This is a genomic window from Rhodococcus koreensis, assembly GCF_900105905.1.
Classification (GTDB): domain Bacteria; phylum Actinomycetota; class Actinomycetes; order Mycobacteriales; family Mycobacteriaceae; genus Rhodococcus_F; species Rhodococcus_F koreensis.
The window spans coordinates 3,075,005-3,091,038 of sequence record NZ_FNSV01000005.1; the positions used below are offsets into that span (position 1 = coordinate 3,075,005).

At 68.1% G+C, this 16,034-nt stretch carries 19 protein-coding genes; 9 read left to right on the top strand and 10 right to left on the bottom strand.

The window, feature by feature from the left end; translation table 11 throughout:
• Nucleotides 1–136: 136 nt before the first annotated feature.
• Nucleotides 137–754 (top strand): TetR/AcrR family transcriptional regulator, encoded by a 618-nt coding sequence (locus tag BLV94_RS18735; protein WP_072946956.1) that lies wholly within the window; start codon nt 137–139, stop codon nt 752–754.
• Nucleotides 755–786: 32 nt separating this feature from the next.
• On the opposite strand, the gene BLV94_RS18740 is transcribed toward BLV94_RS18735, so the two are convergent.
• Genes BLV94_RS18740 through BLV94_RS18750 form a run of 3 tightly spaced genes read right to left on the bottom strand, consistent with a single transcriptional unit; the run spans nt 787 to nt 3,187 of the window.
• Nucleotides 787–2,598 (bottom strand): zinc ribbon domain-containing protein, encoded by a 1,812-nt coding sequence (locus BLV94_RS18740; RefSeq protein WP_074933764.1) that lies wholly within the window; start codon nt 2,596–2,598, stop codon nt 787–789.
• A gap of 3 nt (nt 2,599–2,601) precedes the next feature.
• Nucleotides 2,602–2,808 carry a recombinase family protein gene (locus BLV94_RS18745; protein WP_244163883.1) on the bottom strand — a complete coding sequence of 69 codons (207 nt, stop codon included), beginning with the start codon at nt 2,806–2,808 and terminating at the stop codon, nt 2,602–2,604.
• Nucleotides 2,768–3,187, bottom strand: a complete 420-nt coding sequence (locus BLV94_RS18750) for a recombinase family protein (protein ID WP_072947488.1) — start codon at nt 3,185–3,187, stop codon at nt 2,768–2,770. Before BLV94_RS18750 ends, BLV94_RS18745 begins: the two co-directional genes overlap by 41 nt.
• Nucleotides 3,188–3,400: 213 nt before the next feature.
• Between BLV94_RS18750 and BLV94_RS18760 the strand changes: the two genes are divergently transcribed.
• Together BLV94_RS18760 and BLV94_RS18765 are read left to right on the top strand one after the other, a co-directional pair.
• Entirely contained in the window at nt 3,401–3,964 is a 564-nt protein-coding gene (locus tag BLV94_RS18760) for an SRPBCC family protein (RefSeq protein WP_072947489.1), read from the top strand.
• Between the two features lie 41 nt (nt 3,965–4,005).
• Complete coding sequence (locus BLV94_RS18765; protein WP_072947490.1) at nt 4,006–4,356, top strand: VOC family protein; 351 nt, start codon at nt 4,006–4,008, stop codon at nt 4,354–4,356.
• A 5-nt stretch (nt 4,357–4,361) separates the two neighbouring features.
• Here the strand turns inward: BLV94_RS18765 and BLV94_RS18770 are convergent, their stop codons facing one another.
• The 3 genes from BLV94_RS18770 to BLV94_RS18780 form a co-directional block, all read right to left on the bottom strand.
• On the bottom strand, nt 4,362–4,841 hold the full coding sequence (locus tag BLV94_RS18770; protein WP_072947491.1) for a sigma factor-like helix-turn-helix DNA-binding protein: 480 nt from the start codon (nt 4,839–4,841) through the stop codon (nt 4,362–4,364).
• 125 nt (nt 4,842–4,966) lie between these two features.
• On the bottom strand, nt 4,967–5,428 hold the full coding sequence (gene arfB / locus BLV94_RS18775) for an alternative ribosome rescue aminoacyl-tRNA hydrolase ArfB (protein WP_072947492.1): 462 nt from the start codon (nt 5,426–5,428) through the stop codon (nt 4,967–4,969).
• Nucleotides 5,425–6,414: an alpha/beta hydrolase gene (locus BLV94_RS18780; RefSeq protein ID WP_072947493.1), complete on the bottom strand. Its 990-nt coding sequence runs from the start codon at nt 6,412–6,414 to the stop codon at nt 5,425–5,427. Before BLV94_RS18780 ends, arfB begins: the two co-directional genes overlap by 4 nt.
• Before the next feature lie 175 nt (nt 6,415–6,589).
• Here BLV94_RS18780 and BLV94_RS18785 point away from each other — a divergent pair, with 175 nt between their 5' ends.
• Nucleotides 6,590–7,687 carry a GmrSD restriction endonuclease domain-containing protein gene (locus tag BLV94_RS18785; protein WP_072947494.1) on the top strand — a complete coding sequence of 366 codons (1,098 nt, stop codon included), beginning with the start codon at nt 6,590–6,592 and terminating at the stop codon, nt 7,685–7,687.
• A gap of 108 nt (nt 7,688–7,795) precedes the next feature.
• Nucleotides 7,796–8,092 carry a response regulator transcription factor gene (locus BLV94_RS18790; RefSeq protein WP_072947495.1) on the top strand — a complete coding sequence of 99 codons (297 nt, stop codon included), beginning with the start codon at nt 7,796–7,798 and terminating at the stop codon, nt 8,090–8,092.
• A 4-nt stretch (nt 8,093–8,096) separates the two neighbouring features.
• On the opposite strand, the gene BLV94_RS18795 is transcribed toward BLV94_RS18790, so the two are convergent.
• Nucleotides 8,097–9,383, bottom strand: coding sequence for an alpha-hydroxy-acid oxidizing protein (locus tag BLV94_RS18795; protein WP_072947496.1), 1,287 nt, complete (start codon nt 9,381–9,383; stop codon nt 8,097–8,099).
• A 117-nt stretch (nt 9,384–9,500) separates the two neighbouring features.
• Between BLV94_RS18795 and BLV94_RS18800 the strand changes: the two genes are divergently transcribed.
• Nucleotides 9,501–10,274, top strand: a complete 774-nt coding sequence (locus tag BLV94_RS18800) for a VOC family protein (RefSeq protein WP_072947497.1) — start codon at nt 9,501–9,503, stop codon at nt 10,272–10,274.
• Nucleotides 10,275–10,307: 33 nt separating this feature from the next.
• Here BLV94_RS18800 and BLV94_RS18805 read toward each other — a convergent pair whose 3' ends face one another.
• Together BLV94_RS18805 and BLV94_RS18810 are read right to left on the bottom strand one after the other, a co-directional pair.
• Nucleotides 10,308–11,237 carry an alpha/beta fold hydrolase gene (locus tag BLV94_RS18805; RefSeq protein ID WP_072947498.1) on the bottom strand — a complete coding sequence of 310 codons (930 nt, stop codon included), beginning with the start codon at nt 11,235–11,237 and terminating at the stop codon, nt 10,308–10,310.
• A 49-nt stretch (nt 11,238–11,286) separates the two neighbouring features.
• Nucleotides 11,287–11,904: a TetR/AcrR family transcriptional regulator gene (locus BLV94_RS18810; RefSeq protein ID WP_072947499.1), complete on the bottom strand. Its 618-nt coding sequence runs from the start codon at nt 11,902–11,904 to the stop codon at nt 11,287–11,289.
• Nucleotides 11,905–11,991: 87 nt separating this feature from the next.
• On the opposite strand from BLV94_RS18810, the gene BLV94_RS18815 reads away from it, so the two are divergent.
• The 3 genes from BLV94_RS18815 (at nt 11,992) to BLV94_RS18825 (ending at nt 15,381) form a co-directional block, all read left to right on the top strand.
• Nucleotides 11,992–13,338 (top strand): cytochrome P450, encoded by a 1,347-nt coding sequence (locus BLV94_RS18815; protein ID WP_072947500.1) that lies wholly within the window; start codon nt 11,992–11,994, stop codon nt 13,336–13,338.
• Between the two features lie 46 nt (nt 13,339–13,384).
• Nucleotides 13,385–14,545: an alkaline phosphatase family protein gene (locus BLV94_RS18820; protein WP_072947501.1), complete on the top strand. Its 1,161-nt coding sequence runs from the start codon at nt 13,385–13,387 to the stop codon at nt 14,543–14,545.
• Between the two features lie 74 nt (nt 14,546–14,619).
• Complete coding sequence (locus BLV94_RS18825; protein ID WP_072947502.1) at nt 14,620–15,381, top strand: HNH endonuclease family protein; 762 nt, start codon at nt 14,620–14,622, stop codon at nt 15,379–15,381.
• On the opposite strand, the gene BLV94_RS18830 is transcribed toward BLV94_RS18825, so the two are convergent.
• Nucleotides 15,382–16,005, bottom strand: a complete 624-nt coding sequence (locus tag BLV94_RS18830; protein ID WP_072947503.1) for a DUF3060 domain-containing protein — start codon at nt 16,003–16,005, stop codon at nt 15,382–15,384.
• Nucleotides 16,006–16,034: the final 29 nt, after the last annotated feature.

Here is a 16,034-nt window from a genome sequence, read left to right on the forward strand (position 1 = left end):
GAGCGATTCCCTCTCGTTGCCGTTTATAGGTAAAACGTAAACCCGGGTGTGACCCAGGTCAATGGTTGTCTGTAACTCGAGTTCACATTTGCACTTCCGGTTTGCACCCACCCCACCCGACCAGCACAATCAGGCCGTGAGGACGCGGCCGACGACACCGACCCCGAGCGAACTCCGGGAAAAGATCCTCGACGCGGCCGAACAGTGCCTGATCGAACTCGGGTACAGCACCCGACTTCATGCGGTCATCGCCGAGCGAGCGGGACTGTCGGGGCCCACGCTCTACAAACACGTCGGCGACCAGTCCGCCATCCTCGAGGCCCTCTTCCAGCGGGAAATCTCCCGTTTCTTCGTCGTCCTCGACCCCATACTGCGGGGACGGCAGAGCCAACTCCAGGTGCGATTCGTCGACGCCGTCGTGTTCGCCGTCCAGTACGCCCGCGGACACCGGTTGCTGCAGAAGGGATTGCGCGACGACCCCGAGGTGGTGCTCCCCTGGTTCACGGTGAAGGCGAAGCCGATGATCGAACTCGGGGCGCAACTGCTGACCCCCCACTTCGAGCGCCTGTTCACGCCCGAGCAACTGTCGGGGGTGAGTCCCGCCGCCATCTCCGAGTGGGCGTTCCGGATCATCGGTTCCCTCGTCATCACGGAGGGAATCGTGGACACATCCGACGAGCAGGCATTGCGCGGGTTCGTCCGGTCCCTGCTGTCGATCGCGTTCATCCCGCAACCGGACGTGCATATTCCTTGACGCGTATATACGCGTAGGGGCCAGCAGCGCATCTACAGCGTCTGCATAGATCTCATGCTTCCTACCACTGACGTGGCTGGCGTGGGAGATGTATGTACTTCACGGCTACCCGTACCCTGCGGTGTTACGGGTTGTACCGTGTCCCACACCGACGCTTGTGGCGCAGGAACAGTCTTTGTCTGGTTCACCCCCACCGGTGGTGTCGCGGCGGGAGCACTGTGACGGACACGGCGATGCCGCGGCCGGCTCGGAGTGGGACACATTTTGTCGCGGCATCGGCGCACCGGCGCATGCTCGACCACCCGGATCTGCGGATTCCGGCCGCGCTTCCGAACGGCTTTTCCGCGTCCCAGCAATGCTCGTTTGGCCAGGTTCACGGCGGCCACATGGTCACGGTTTCCGCCAATTTTGCACCCCGAACACCATGCGGTGTGGTATCCGCCGGGGCGAGAGAGTGGTTCGTTGCAGCCCGGACACTGCGCGGAGGATCCGCGTGCCGGTACGGACACCACCACCGCACCGACACCGGCGGTGGTGTGCGTGAGGGCGTCGACGGCTTGGCGGCGGGCCGATTGCGCGGCCCGATTGTTGTTGACGCGCCCGTGCCCGCGGGTTTCGAGGGTGGTGAGGTCTTCCACCGCGATCACCGTCGCGCCCGCCGCGGCAGCGAAGTCGGTAACCTGGGAGCTGAAGTGAAACGCCATTTCCCGGTTGATCTTCCCCCGCTTGATGCCCACCGCCTCGCGGTGGGCATCGAGGACGGCGATCTTCGCATCGAGTTGTGCTCGGACCTCGGGGGGAGCGGTCGCGGCGAGCCGGCGCAGGCGAGCAGCTTTGCGGTGCAGCAGTTGACCCTCGGTTTGCAGGCGCGCCAGTTTGATCCCAAGGCCGCGATCGTCGTAGGTCCAGCCCTGGTAATCAGACACCAGTCCGTCCGGGGTTTCGGTGGTGATGGCGGCGGCGCCGAGAGTGGCCGGGGACCAGTCCACGCCCACCGCGCAAGTTCCCGAGGTCACATCAGCGGCGGGGACCGTCTCGGTGGCCGCGCACCGCAACAGCAGACCTCGGTGGTCGAGATGAAGGGTCGGGAGATGCCACTCGCTGATCGGCCGCCCGTGCAGGTGCGGTGGGATCGCGGCGGTCAACCGGACTCGTCGCCACTGCGCGCGTCCCGTCGGGGCGACGGTGGTGGGGAGTTTCACCGTCAACGTCATGACGGTGTCTGTGACGGTGAGGTGTGCGAGTTGTCGATCCGCTGCGGACAGCCGAGCCATCGCCGAGGTCTTCGGTGGTGCCTGCATGTCGGTGATCCGCAACCGGCCGGCGAGTGCCCCGCCCTCGCGGCGGGCGCGCGCGGTGAGCTGCCGCACCACGCCTCGGACGAATCCGGCCGGGAGGTACTCCGCCTCAGTGGTGGGTGCGGCGAGGCGGCTGGTGGCCGGGTCGAACCGGGCCGACAGCGACGCGATGGCGGTGTCTCGGTATGCCAGGGTCCGCAGCGTCGCCACCGCTTGTGCGGTCACCACCCGCGTGACACGCGACGGGACGTAGACCCCGTCCGGGTAATGCGGGGTCCAGCCCAGACGCGCAGCAGCGACATGACCCTGTATCGGGAGCTTGCGGCCCTGGCGGTCCACGCCGGCGGCCAGGACATCGAAGGTGGCCGGTTGCCACAGCCGCGCCAGCATCTGCGCTTCGGCGCCCGAGATCAGGTCGAGCAACCACCCCACCCGGGTGTCGACGTCGTCGAGCCCGATCGGCTCACCGGTGATGTCATCGACCGCCAGGTAGGGGCGGGTGGTGAACGAGAACTGCCGCAGCGCAGTGTATCCGGCGTTGGCCATCAGTTAGTCCTCTCCAACCGTGCTGCCGCATCGCCGACGAAGTCGACGTTGATTCCGCTTCGACCGCAATTGGTAGTAGCGGCCGGAAAACGAGGCGAGCAATGCCATGAAGTCGTCCATCAGCTCCTCTACCAGCGCCTTGTCCCCATGTTCACGCAGGACCTCGACCTTAACGCCGACCACCGACAGGTAACGTTCGATCCATGCCACCGGAGAATCGCGCCAACCGATCTCGCCACACCACTCGCACCACCGTGAACCGGCCCTTGGCTGTGTCGTCGAGCATCCGATTCAGTCCCGCTCGGGTCTCCCGCAGACCGGAACCACGATCCTTGTAGGCCCTGTACACGGTGCCGGTGGCACTCTCACGAAGCACCTTCTCTTGATTGGCAAGCGAGGATTCCTGACCGGTAGAGCCGGACACCCGGCCATACAATGCTTCCGCCCTGTCGGCCCGAACGCTCTCCGGTGTAGGTCGACCCAGGTAGATGTCGAGATCCTCCCGATCGAATACTCGCTGATCGGAACCTGTACGCCGAGACGGAAACCGGCCGTCCGACGCGGCCTTCCGGACCCCCACCACCGACATGTTCAGGTATGCCGCCGCCTCGCCGCCTCGCCGATGCGCATGATCCAATAGTGACAGGAAGGACTAGGAAGTTTTAGGGATTGCGGTAACAGTTGAGAGCCTGCACCGCGAACCGTTCGACGAGTTCGAACAGTGGTTGCAGCCCTACCGCCGGCTGTGGACACACCACCTCGACGCCCTCGAGCGGCACCTCGATTCGAAGGAGACCTCGTCATGACCGAGTCGGACGCACGACGCGACTATCGCCCCGGCCCACTCCGGCACGCCGAAGCACGACCTGACGGCACCCGATGGGCATTGACCTTCGTCCGCGAGTTCACGCACTCGCCTGCCGCTCTGTGGACAGCACTCACCGACCCCGGCGAACTGCCGCAGTGGGCGCCGTACACCGCGGACCGGGACCTCGGCACGGTCGGTCCCGCCACCCTGACCATGGTCGACGGGCCGGACCGCATCGAACTCGACGGCACCGTGACACGGGCCGAGGCGCCGCACGTTCTCGAACACGCCTGGGGTGACGACGTTCTGCTGTGGACGATCGAGGAAACCGGCGAGGGAATGCGACTGACTTTGCGCCACACGCTCGACGACCAGCGCACCGCGGCGATGACGGCCGCCGGGTGGCACATGTGCCTGGACGTCGCCGAGGCCCTGCTCGACGGCAACCCGATCGGACCGATCGTCGGCGCCGACGCGATGAACTACGGCTGGCGCGCACTCAACGAGCAGTACTCCGAACGCCTCGGCGTCGAACCGATCGATCCGACGCTGCCGTGAATCGGCGACGGCCGTCCGCCGCTCCCCGGTACCGTTGACTCATGGGCCTGCAATGGGAAGCCGTGGTGGTCAACGCCGTCGATCCGACAGCCCTCGGACGCTGGTGGGCCGAGGCCCTGGGCTGGGGCGCCGTGACCGACGCCGACGGCGACGTCCACATCCGGCCCCGGGCCGACAGCCACCCGGAGATCCTGTTCGTCGCCGTTCCGGACCGCAAAAAGATTCCGAACCGGCTCCACCTCGACTTCCGGCCCGACGATCAGCAGACCGAGGTCGAACGGCTACTCGCACTCGGCGCCCGGCACGCGGATGTCGGTCAGGGCGAGCAGAGTTGGGTGGTGCTCGCCGATCCGGAGGGCAACGAGTTCTGCGTACTCTCCGGCCGGCCCTGACGCGATCAGGCCACCTTCGCCCGCAGGGCTCGCAGCGCCTCGTGCTGCACGACCAGAACCCGGCCCACCGGGAGGCCGAGGACGCCCGCGGTGTCGTGCGCGGACAGTCCGTCGATGACCCGCAGCAGCACGATCTCCCGCGCGGTGGGGTCGAGTCCGTGCAGTAATCGGGCCACTTCCGCCGGGAGGTCGGGGCTTCCGGAACTGCCCTGCGCGTCCGCGACGGTCCGGCTCACGACGCGGTACACCTCACGGACCGGATGGTCACTGCGGGCGAGGGACGGAAGCTGCCGCGCCACCGCGAGCAGCGCCTGCTGCGCCACCTCGTCCGCGGGCCGCGTGACCTGCGTGGAATTCCCCACGCGGGTACGGCAATACCGCACCACCTGCGGCCACAGCGTCGCCGTCATCCGCTGCACGGCCTCGCGATCCCCCGCCGCGGCGGCCGTCGCCGCCGAATGTAATTCCTCGTCAAGCACACTCATGCTGCCCTCGATCCCCCGACCTCGCCGTCTCCGGTCATCCGTGACGGCGCTTCCGTACTCATCTTCCGACACACGAGGGGGCAACACATCCGGGAAGTTCCCCATTTCCCGGTGCGTGAAACCACCTACATGTCCGGCTTCCTGCGCAAGTTCTTGGTCTGGCCGCGTTGCTTCTTGGCGTCGAGTCTTCGCCGGTGTGAACCCTTGGTCGCCTTGGTCGGACGCCGGGTCCGCGTTTCGGCCAGGACGGCCGCGCGCAGCAGCGCCGCCATCCGGGCCCGTGCCGCGCGCCGATTGCGCAGTTGCGAACGGGTTTCGGACGCCGTCACGCTGACCACACCGTCAACGAGCCTGTGTCCCAGCTGAACCTGCATGCGTTCGAGCTGGGCGGGAGACAGGGTCGACAACGTCCACAGGTTCACCCGGAGTTCCACCCGCGAGTCCGTGGTGTTCACTCCCTGGCCGCCGGGACCACCGGCGCGGGAGAACCGCCACTGCAACTCGGCGGCCGGGACGACGAGCGACCGGGTGATCTCCAGGTCGTCGGTGACCTCGCCGCCGGGAAACACCGGAGGAACTTCGCTCACACTCCCAGCGCCCGAGCCAGCACCGGCCAGGAATCGTGGAGGTCGTCCTGCCAGTATCCCCACGAGTGTGTCCCCGAGTTACGGAAACTCGTGGTTGCAGGTATTTCCAGTTCTTCCAGGCGATCCGTGAATCGATGCGTGCAGTAGTTGGTCACCGCTTCGATCGGACCACCCGCGTAGATCTGCCGCGCGAGCACCCCGACGTTCCCCTCGATACCGGGGCCGTCGAGGGTCTCGTAGCGCCCCGGTAGACCGTTGCCGTTGGAGAGGAACAGTTCCGTGCCGCGCAGTTCGGCGGCATGCACGAACGGGTCGTTCGCCGACCACGCCGGATCGTCCGGCTCGCCGTACATGTTGGCCGGGTTGCCGTAACCGTAGTTGTCCATGGTGATCTTGATGAGCAGCTGACCGAGCGGATCACTGGTCAGAGCGCAACCGCTGTAGGCGGCGACGCCACGGAACAGGCCGGGGGCGGCGATCGCCAACTGCAGTGCCGCGGTGCCGACCCGGGACATGCCGGCAAGCGCGTTGACTCCGTTGGTTCCGAGGGCCGCGTCGACGACCGGCGGAAGTTCCTGAGTCATAAAGGTCTTCCACTTGTTCACCCCCATGACCGGGTCGGGGCTCTTCCAGTCCGTCCAATACGCGTTCTCGCCGCCGGACGGGCTGACGACGTTCACGTTCTGATCGGCCAGAAACTCTTCGACATCGGTCTTCTCCCGGCGGATCTGGCCGTCGAGGAAGTACAGCGTCGGCCGCGGCGCGCTCGTATCGGCGGGCCGCTGCACGTACACCGGCACGACGCGTTGCATCGACGCCGAGAAGACGTGCAGCGTCAAATGTCTCGGATCGATCACGGTGACGTGGTCGAGCTTCGAACCATTCGGCGCCGCCACGGAACCGAGCGCCCGACCGGTGTCGACGACCGGATCGGCGGCCGCGACAGTGCCGCCGAGACAGAGGGACATCACGGTCACGGCCGTCACGGCCGCTGTGCGAAATTTCCCCCGTAAGACATGTCGTGTCACGACCGTATACCGCCCTCCACCCGCACGAATTCCGGTCCCGGGGCATGCTAACAGTTCCCGCGATGTGCCGAGTAACGGAAGAGACCTTCCGTGCGATGAACATCCGACCCCCCACGTTCATTGAAGGACCGGCATGACGTCTCCCCTGCCCACATCATCTGCCGCTCGCAAGAAGTGGCCCTGGATTACCGGCGGGATCGTCGTAGCCGTCGCCGCGGTCGCGTGCAGCAGCCCCGGACAGGACGACCAATCGGCCCAGGCCACAGCGGTATCCGCGTCCGCGACCCCCGCGGCCGCCGCTTCGACGGTAGCGGCTGCCACGTCGAGTTCTTCGACACCGGTGCCGGTTTCGTCTGCGCTGGCACTCTCACCGGTCACACCCGCCGTGGTCGGCGGCGCCGACGCGACCGCCGCGCTGCAGCAGCTCGCCGGCCTCGAGATCAAGGGCCGCGCACCGAAGACCGGGTACGACCGGGATCTGTTCGGCCAGGCGTGGACCGACGACGTCACGGTCGAGGGCGGCCACAACGGGTGCGACACCCGCAACGACATCCTCGGGCGCGACCTCGTCCAGATCGTGTTCAAGCCGGGCACCCGCGACTGCGCGGTGCAGACCGGAACCCTGCACGACCCCTACACCGGCACCACCATCTCCTTCATCCGCGGAGAGGGCACGTCGAGCGCCGTGCAGATCGATCACGTCGTCGCGCTGTCCGACGCCTGGCAGAAGGGCGCGCAGCAACTCGACACCGCGACCCGGGTGAACTTCGCGAACGATCCGCGGAACCTGAAGGCCGTGGACGGCCCGGCCAACCAGCAGAAGTCGGACGGCGACGCCGCAACCTGGCTGCCCCCGAACAAGAGCTACCGGTGCACGTACGTGGCGAATCAGGTGGCGGTGAAGGCCGCGTACGGGCTGTGGGTGACGCAGGCCGAGCACGATGCGATCGCCCGGGTCCTCTTGGACTGCGGGGCGGCGGCGACGCCTGCCGCGGCGCCCGCCCCGACCACCGACCCGGCCCCGGCCGTGGTGCCTGCACCGGCCCCCGTTCCCGCTCCCGCCCCGGCGCCCGCACCCGCCCCGTTCGTGGACACGGCGGGGCCGAGCGACGTCTATTACAAGAACTGTTCGGCGGCCAAGGCCGCCGGTGCCGCACCGGTCCACCGCGGCGAACCAGGCTACGGCACACACCTGGACCGCGACGGCGACGGTGTCGGCTGTGAGAGCTGAACCGGGCCTGCCGAGACACGCACCGCCACCACCAGTTAACCTGAACTGCCTGCAGGGACGTCGGGTACCTGTAGTCATTTCTGTACATGTCAGAAAGATGAGACCGGCATGACCACTGCACCCGACGCACTCGGGCACCCCCCACATACGGACGAACCGCCAGTCGCCCGCGTCTTGGAGAAGCCGGCGTTGTCGGCGCGCGAGATCGAGGTTCTCCGCCACTGGCTGCGCGGCGACTCCAAGCTCGCCGTCGCCGCCGACCTCCACATCGCCCTCGGCACGGTCAACACCCACCTGACCCGCATCCGCGAGAAGTACGCACTCGTGGGGCGTGACGCGTCCACCAAGACGACACTGCTGGTGCGGGCCCTGCAGGACGGCATCATCACCATCGCCGAACTCTGAGGGCCTATGCCCTGCGCAGGGCGTCCCGGTCGATCTCGGCCACCGACGTCAGACCACTGAGACCCATCGTGAGGTCGAACTCGGCGATCACGTTGGCGGTGGCGTCCCGCGCACCGGCCTGACCCGCGAGGGCCAGGCCGTACAGGTGGGGCCTGCCGAGTGTCACGGCGTCGGCACCGAGCGCGAGCGCCTTGAAGACGTCTGCTCCGGTGCGGATTCCGCTGTCGAGGAGCAGCGTCAGCCTGCCGTCGACGACGGGCGCGATGTCCACGAGAGCGTCCAGCGACGACACGCTGCCGTCCACCTGCCGTCCACCGTGATTCGACACGACGATCCCGTCGACCCCGGCATCGAGCGCACGCCGGGCGTCGTCCGGGTGGAGCACGCCCTTGAGGAGGATCGGCAGCGACGTCCGGCTGCGGAGGGTCTCGATGTCGGCCCAGCTCAGCGACGGCCGGGAGTAGATGTCGAGGAACGTCTCCACAGCGGCCCGCGGTTCCGGCGACCGCAGGTTGTCGAGGAAGCGGCCCGGGAAGCGCCGGGTCATCGACACCAGCGACCGGATGGCGCCGAGCGTCACCTCGACGTCCGGCTTCTTCGCCGCCGCCTTGATCCGGTCGTGCACGATCCGGCGGAATACCGGATCGGACGTGTACTGCGCGATGCCCTGCCCCTGCGCGAACGGCAGCGAACCGAGGTTGAGGTCTTCCGGCCGCCAGCCGAGCATCGTCGTGTCGAGGGTGACGACGACGGCGTCCGCCCGGATGTTCGCCGCCCGCTGCAGCAGGCTGTCGACGAGGTCGTCGTCGGTGCTCCAGTACAGCTGGAACCATCGGGGCGCGTCGCCCATCGCCGCCGCGCTCTCCTCCATCGGGGCGCAGCCCTGGTTGGAGAAGATGTACGGCACACCCAGTTCGGCGGCGGCAGCGGCGATGGCGACATCGGCCTCCGGCCTGGCCAGTTCGGCGGCGCCGACCGGAGCGAGCAGCACCGGCGCCGGAATGCGGCGCCCGAACAGTTCGACTCCGATGTCGCGCTTCGAGACGTCGCGCAGCACCCGGGGAACGATCTGCCACTTGTCGAACGCGTCGCGGTTGGCCTGCATCGTGCGGCCCAGCCCGGCGCCGCCGTGAACGTACGCCCAGCCCTTCGCGCTCATCTTCCGCCGCGCGCGCCGCTCGAGGGTGTCGAAGTCGGTGGGAACGGAGGGGGTGCGGCCGAGGACGCCGTCGCGGTAGATCAGATTCTGGCGGGCCCGGCCCGGGCTGTCCTGGTTCTCGCTCACAGACATGCGCCGAGTCTTCCACAGCACATCGCGAACCGGCGCCGGGTCGCGCGCACGCGTAGGTTTGTGACCGGCACCACACCGTGCGCTGCCTCGAACCCCCTGACGTCCTAGGAGACCGCGATGCCCGACCGTCCGTCCCTCACCGGCGCTCCCTGCTGGATCGATCTCACCAGTTCCGACCCGCAACAGGTCATTCCGTTCTACACCGGACTGTTCGGGTGGAGGTCCGACACCAGCGAGGATCCGCAGTACGGCGGCTACTCGATCTTCAGCATGAACGGCAAACCCATTGCGGGCCTTGGCCCCCAACAGCAGGGCAACCCGTACGGCAACGTGTGGACCACGTACCTCGCGTCCGAGGACGCCGCGGCCACCGCGGCGACGGCCGCCGAGGCGGGCGGCCAGGTGATGATGCCCGCGATGGCCGTGGGCGACCAGGGCACGATCGCCATCCTCGGCGATCCCGCCGGCGCCGTCATCGGCGTGTGGCAGGCCGACCAGCACACCGGCTTCGGCCTCGTCGACGAACCCGGCGCGCCGGTCTGGCACGAAACGCTGTCGCGCAACTACGCGGCCGCGCTCCCCTTCTACGCGGACGTGTTCGGCTGGACGTATCAGACCCTCGGCGACACAGACGAATTCCGGTACTCCCAGGCCAACATCGGCGACCGCACCGTGGCAGGCATCATGGACGCCGACTCGTTCCTGCCCGACGGCGTCCCCTCGTTCTGGCAGTTCTACATCGGTGTCGGCGACACCGATGCGGCGGTCGCGAAGGTGACCGAACTCGGCGGCAGCGTCCGGCGCGAACCGGAGGACACCCCGTTCGGGCGGCTCGCCTCCGTCGCCGACCCCCTCGGCGCCACCTTCCAGATCACCACCCTGCAGTCCTGACCTCGAGACGGTGGCGCGCGGGCCGCGCCACCGTCACACCGGGCCGAACGGCGCCTGCGCCTCCTTGGCGTCCCAGATGTCGAGGAGCGAGCGGAGAATTTCCTCCGACATGCCCAGGCCGCCGAGATGGCTTTCCCCGTGCATCGTGTGGAACTCGGCGTCGGGCAGCAGCGACACCATGTGCTGCCCGTGCCGGAGCGGGATGATGTGGTCGCAGTCGCCGTGCCACCACCGCACCGGGGTCTTCACCGCGTTCACCCGGAATCCCCAGTCCCGCGCGAACAGGACGAGGTCGGCGAACGGGGCACTGAGTTGCTTGCTGCCGCCGTTGAGCAGATCGTCGAGGAACATCGCCTTGAACTCCGGCCGCGCGAGGAGACGGCGATCGCCTTCCGGGGACATCCGCCCGTACAGGTCGATGATCGGCGACGCGAACGGCCTCGCCAGCCTGATGACCGAACTCGCCGCCAGCCCGACCGGGACGCCGCCCGCCGACAGCACCGGAGCGGCCAGCACCGCGAGATCCATCAACCCGCTGCGGATCGCGTCGGGACCCTTCGTCGGCGCGACACCCCCGAGGATGCCGGTCGCGACCACGCGGTCGGGCATCGCGTACGCCGCGGCGAGTGTGTAGGGACCGCCGCCGGACAGGCCGATCACGGCCATCTGGTCGATGCCGAGCGTGTCGGCGACCGTGCGCAGGTCCTCCGCGAAGTCGATGACCGCGCCATAGCGGTGCGGGGTCGACGACCCGACCCCCGGCCGGTCGATCCCGATCAGCCGGACGTGCTCGCGTTCGGCGAACGCCCGGGCCTCCATCGGCACCTGACGCCGCGCGCCGGGTGTGCCGTGCAACCAGAACACCGCCCTGCCCTGTGCCGAACCGAACTCCGCGAAGCCGAGCCGACGCCCCTCGCCTACCGCGACCGTGCCCTCCAACTGCGGGCGTGCGATATCCACCATGCCCACAGCTTCGCACGTGACGGTCGTCACGTTTCCGGCCGGGACCCGCTCAGCGGTGTGCGGTGGACGTGAACTGGTAGGTCGCGGCGTCGACGATCTGCTCGGGAGACACCTCGATCTCACCGTTCAGCCACGCCGTCATGAGTTCGGCGAGCCCGCCCACGAACAGCAGCGCGGTGATCTCGTCCTGCGGCGACGACCACGCCCGGTCGCCGTAGAGTTCCCTCGCCTGCTCCGCCACCAGCAGCGCGAACGCCCGCAGCAGTTCACGTCTTCGCGTCCGCAGCGGTTCGGCGCCCGCCGATTCGATGATCGACACCCGCCCCTTCCGCGGGTCTGCCGTCAGGATGTCGACGAACGCCGCGATCGCCGCCCGCACCCGCACCTCCGGGTCGCCCGTCACGGTCCGGAGCGTGACCCTCGCAGCCTCGCCGATCTCCGCGGCGATCCCCTCGATCACCTGCACCAGCAGGTCGTCCCGGCCGCGGAAGCTCTCGTAGAAATAGCGTTCCGTCAGTTTCGCCTCGGCGCAGATGGCGGTCATGGTCGCCTTGTCGCCGCCGACGGTCCCGAAGACCTGCAGCCCCGCTTCGAGAAGTCGCGCACGGCGTTCGGCCGCGCGCTCCTCCGAACTTCTCCCGCGGTACTGCCGCGCCGGCTGGCTCATGACTCGATGTTGACAGACCACCTGGGGTGACGCACACTACAGAAATCTGACATGGCGTCCTGTCACATACCCGACGAGGGAGTGCCCGTGCCCAAAGTTCTCGCTGCTCCGCCGCAGGAAAGCACGCTCAGCCCCATCTCGGGGAATGCCGGATTCCCCGTCATCGGACACTCCCTGGAGTACTTCCGCGACCCGATGGGACTGCTCCAGAGCCGCTGGGACCGCTTCGGCCCCGTGTCCTGGCTGAGCATGGCCGGCAAGAGATGGGTCACCGTGCTCGGCCCCGACGGCTGCCAGGCCGTGCTGCAGAACAAGGACCGCGCCTTCGTCAACAGCGACGGGTGGAGCGTGCTGATCGGACCGTTCTTCCACCGGGGGCTCATGCTCCTCGACGGCGACGAACACCTCGTCCACCGGCGAATCATGCAGCAGGCCTTCACCCGGGACCGACTGTCGCGCTACACCGAGGCACTGCATCCGGCCGTCGAGAAGGGGCTCGACACCTGGCGGCCCACCCCGGGTTTCGCCGTGTACCCGGCGCTGAAGGAACTGACGCTCGATCTCGCCACGAGCATCTTCATGGGCGGCGCCGAGGGGTCGACGCCACGGGAGATGGCCGAGGTCAACAAGGCCTTCATCGACTGCGTGCAGGCCGCCACGTCGGTGGTGCGGTACCCGCTGCCCGGAACGCGGTGGAAGCGTGGCATCGACGGACGCCGCCGACTCGAGGAGTTCTTCCGCCGGTACCTGCCGGCCCGTCGCGCAGGTGCGGGCGAAGATCTGTTCTCCGCCCTGTGCCACATCGAATCCGAAGACGGACAACGGTTCAGCGACGACGACGTCATCAACCACATGATCTTCCTGCTGATGGCGGCGCACGACACGTCCACCATCACGCTGTCGACGATGATGCAGTACCTCGGCCAGCATCCCGAATGGCAGGAACGCTGCAGGCGGCAGTCCGCGGCGCTCGGCACGTCCACCCCGGGCTACGCCGAACTCGAAGAACTGACCGACCTCGACCTCGTCATGAAGGAATGCATGCGCCTCGTTCCACCGGTCCCGGTGGTCGCGCGGCGAGCGGTCCGGGACACCGAGGTGCTCGGCCACTACATCCCGAAGGGCACGTACATGTCGGTGGTTGTGCACTTCACCCACCACATGCCCGAGTACTGGCCCGACCCGGAGAGGTTCGACCCCGAGCGGTTCGCACCCGAACGCCGCGAGGACAGGGTTCACCGGTTCGCGTGGGAGCCGTTCGGCGGCGGCGTGCACAAATGCCTGGGGATGCACTTCGCGGGCGCCGAGATCAAGACGGTCATGCACCACCTGCTGCAGCGATTCGACTGGCAGGTGAGCCCCGGCTACGTCGCCCCGCTCAACTACACCTCGCTGCCGTTCCCCTCCGACGGCCAGCCGGTGGACCTGTACTGAGCCGACTCCGTAGTGCAGCCTCGACCGATCCACCATAGTGGGAGTCATGACCGTTACGGCGCCCCCGCTCGACGTGTATTCACAGCCCACGCTGTCCAACCTCATGCCGTCCGTCCTCGCTTCGCTGGGTGTCGCCGGCGAGCCGAACCGGCTGCACCTACCGGACAGCAGGCACACCGTCGTGATACTGATCGACGGCCTCGGCTGGAGCCTGCTGCGTCGTCACCGCGAGCGCGCCCCGTTTCTCGACAGCCTGACCGGACGGCCGATCCGGGCGGGGTTCCCCACCACGACCGCCACCAGCATCGCGTCGTTCGGCACGGGACTGCCGTCCGGCGGTCACGGCATCACGGGCTACCAGTCATACGTTCGTGAGGTCCGCGGCACGATCAACTGGTTGTCGTGGCGCGCAGGCCACAAGGGCGACGAACTCACCCGGCTGGTCCCCGAGGTCCTGCAGCCCGCACCGACCGTGTTCGAGCGTGCCGCGGCAGCCGGTATCGCGTGCACCACCGTGGTTCCGGCGAAGTTCGACGGGTCCGGGCTCACCCGTGCCGTCCTCCGCGGCGGGAAGTTCGCCGGAATACACGCGTACGGTGACCTGATCGCACACGTCGTCACCGCGGCCCGATCCGGCGAACGGACGCTCACCTACTGCTATCTCAGCGAAATCGACACCCTCGGGCACATCTACGGTCCGGGATCCGCACCGTGGCTGCACCAACTCGACCTCGTCGACCGGCTCGTCGAGAGACTCGCTGCGGAACTCGCGATCGCGCAACCGGGCGCCGCCCTCCACGTCACCGCCGACCACGGCATGGTCACCGTCGACGACGCCGACAAAATCGACTTCGACGACACACCCGCGCTCTCCGACGGCGTGGTGGCGCTCGCAGGCGAACCGCGGTGCAGGCACGTCCACGCGCGAGCCGGAGCCGCGCACGACGTCGCCGCCCGGTGGAGGGGCGAACTGGGACACCGCATGTGGATCGGCACCAGAGACGAGGCCGTCACCGCGGGACTGTTCGGTCCCGCCGTGCGGTCCGAAGTGCAGGGCCGCATCGGAGACGTCGTCGCCATCGCGCAGGGCGGTGTCGCGGTGGTCCGGCGCAAGGCGGAGTCGCGGCTGTCCGCCCTGCCCGGGCAGCACGGCGCGCTCACCGACGACGAGTTGCTGATTCCGCTGCTGCTGGGCGCCGCCACGTAAACCCGGGTCGTTCACCGGTTTGCCGGGTCACTCCTGATAGAAATGACGAACAGCGTTGATTTCAGGAGAGATTCATGCCCCGCTCTGCGGTACCGAACACCGGCTCCATCATCACAACCATCAGAACCAAGTGGCCCTGGATCCTCGCCGGCCTGCTCGTCGTCGTGCTCGTCACGATGCTCTCACCGGATCCCGACGACACCCTCGCCTCCGGAACCGGACCGGCCGCGCCGACGGAAGCCACTGACGCACAACAGATCCAGGTGGCCTTCACCCAGCTGTCCACCCTCGAGGTGAAGGGCAGGGCACCGAAGACGGGGTACGACCGGGAGCTGTTCGGCCCCAGCTGGACCGACAACGTGTCGGTCGCGCTCGGACGCAACGGCTGCGACACCCGCAACGACATCCTGCGCCGCGACCTCGTCGACATCACGTCGCGGGACCGCACCCGCGACTGCGTGGTGCAGGCGGGTACGTTGCGGGATCTCTACACGGGCAACATCATTGCGTTCACCCGCGGCACGAAGACGTCGGACGCCGTGCAGATCGATCACGTGGTGGCGCTGTCGGACGCGTGGCAGAAGGGCGCTCAGCTCCTCGACGCGCAGACGCGGGCCGACCTCGCGAACGATCCCCGCAATCTGCAGGCGGTGGACGGACCCACCAATCAGCGCAAGAGCGATGCCGACGCGTCGACGTGGCTGCCCCCGCTGGCGGCGTACCGCTGCACCTACGTGGCACGGCAGGTGGAAGTGAAAGTGGCGTACCGACTCTGGGTGACGCCGCCCGAACGCGATGCGATGGCCGCGGTGCTCACCGGGTGCGGCGCGCGGTGATCACGCTCCGGGCGGCGTGAGCCGGTTCTCGGAGCCGCTGTCGACCGCCGGGGCGGTCGCACCGGAGTCCCAGTCGACGGAGTTGTTGAAACCGGTCACTTCGAGGGAGTCGAGGGACACCGCGCGCACGAAGTTGTCGTTGCCACTCACCGTCATCGCACCGGCGTCGTCGACGTTCAGGGAGTTCCCGCTTCCGGTGACCGAGATCCGCTCCGCCTGCTTGCCGAGCACGGTCACGGCGTTGCCCTGAAGTTCGATCGATTCGACGACGTCGATGGTGGAACTGTTGCTGCGCCCCGAGATGGTGAGCGTTCCGGTCTGCCCGCCGACGACGCTGGTGTCCTGACCGCGCACGACGACCGCGTTCGACGTGGCGACGGTCGCCGAGACACCGTTGGCCTCGATGGTGACGGTGCCGCACTCGCCCTCGAGGACGACCCCGGCACCGTCCCGGTTGACGATCACGTCGCGGCCCGCGCAGTCACCGCCCGAGTTCAGTTCCACCGCAGAGCCGGACACCGTCGAGGTGCCGGCCCCACCGGTGCTCCCGCCGCCGCAGCCCGCGAGGGCCACGGCGGAGGACATCAGCACCGCGACGGCGACCGACTGCCGGGTGACACCCATCGATCCCTGCTTTCCTGCCCCTGACGGGA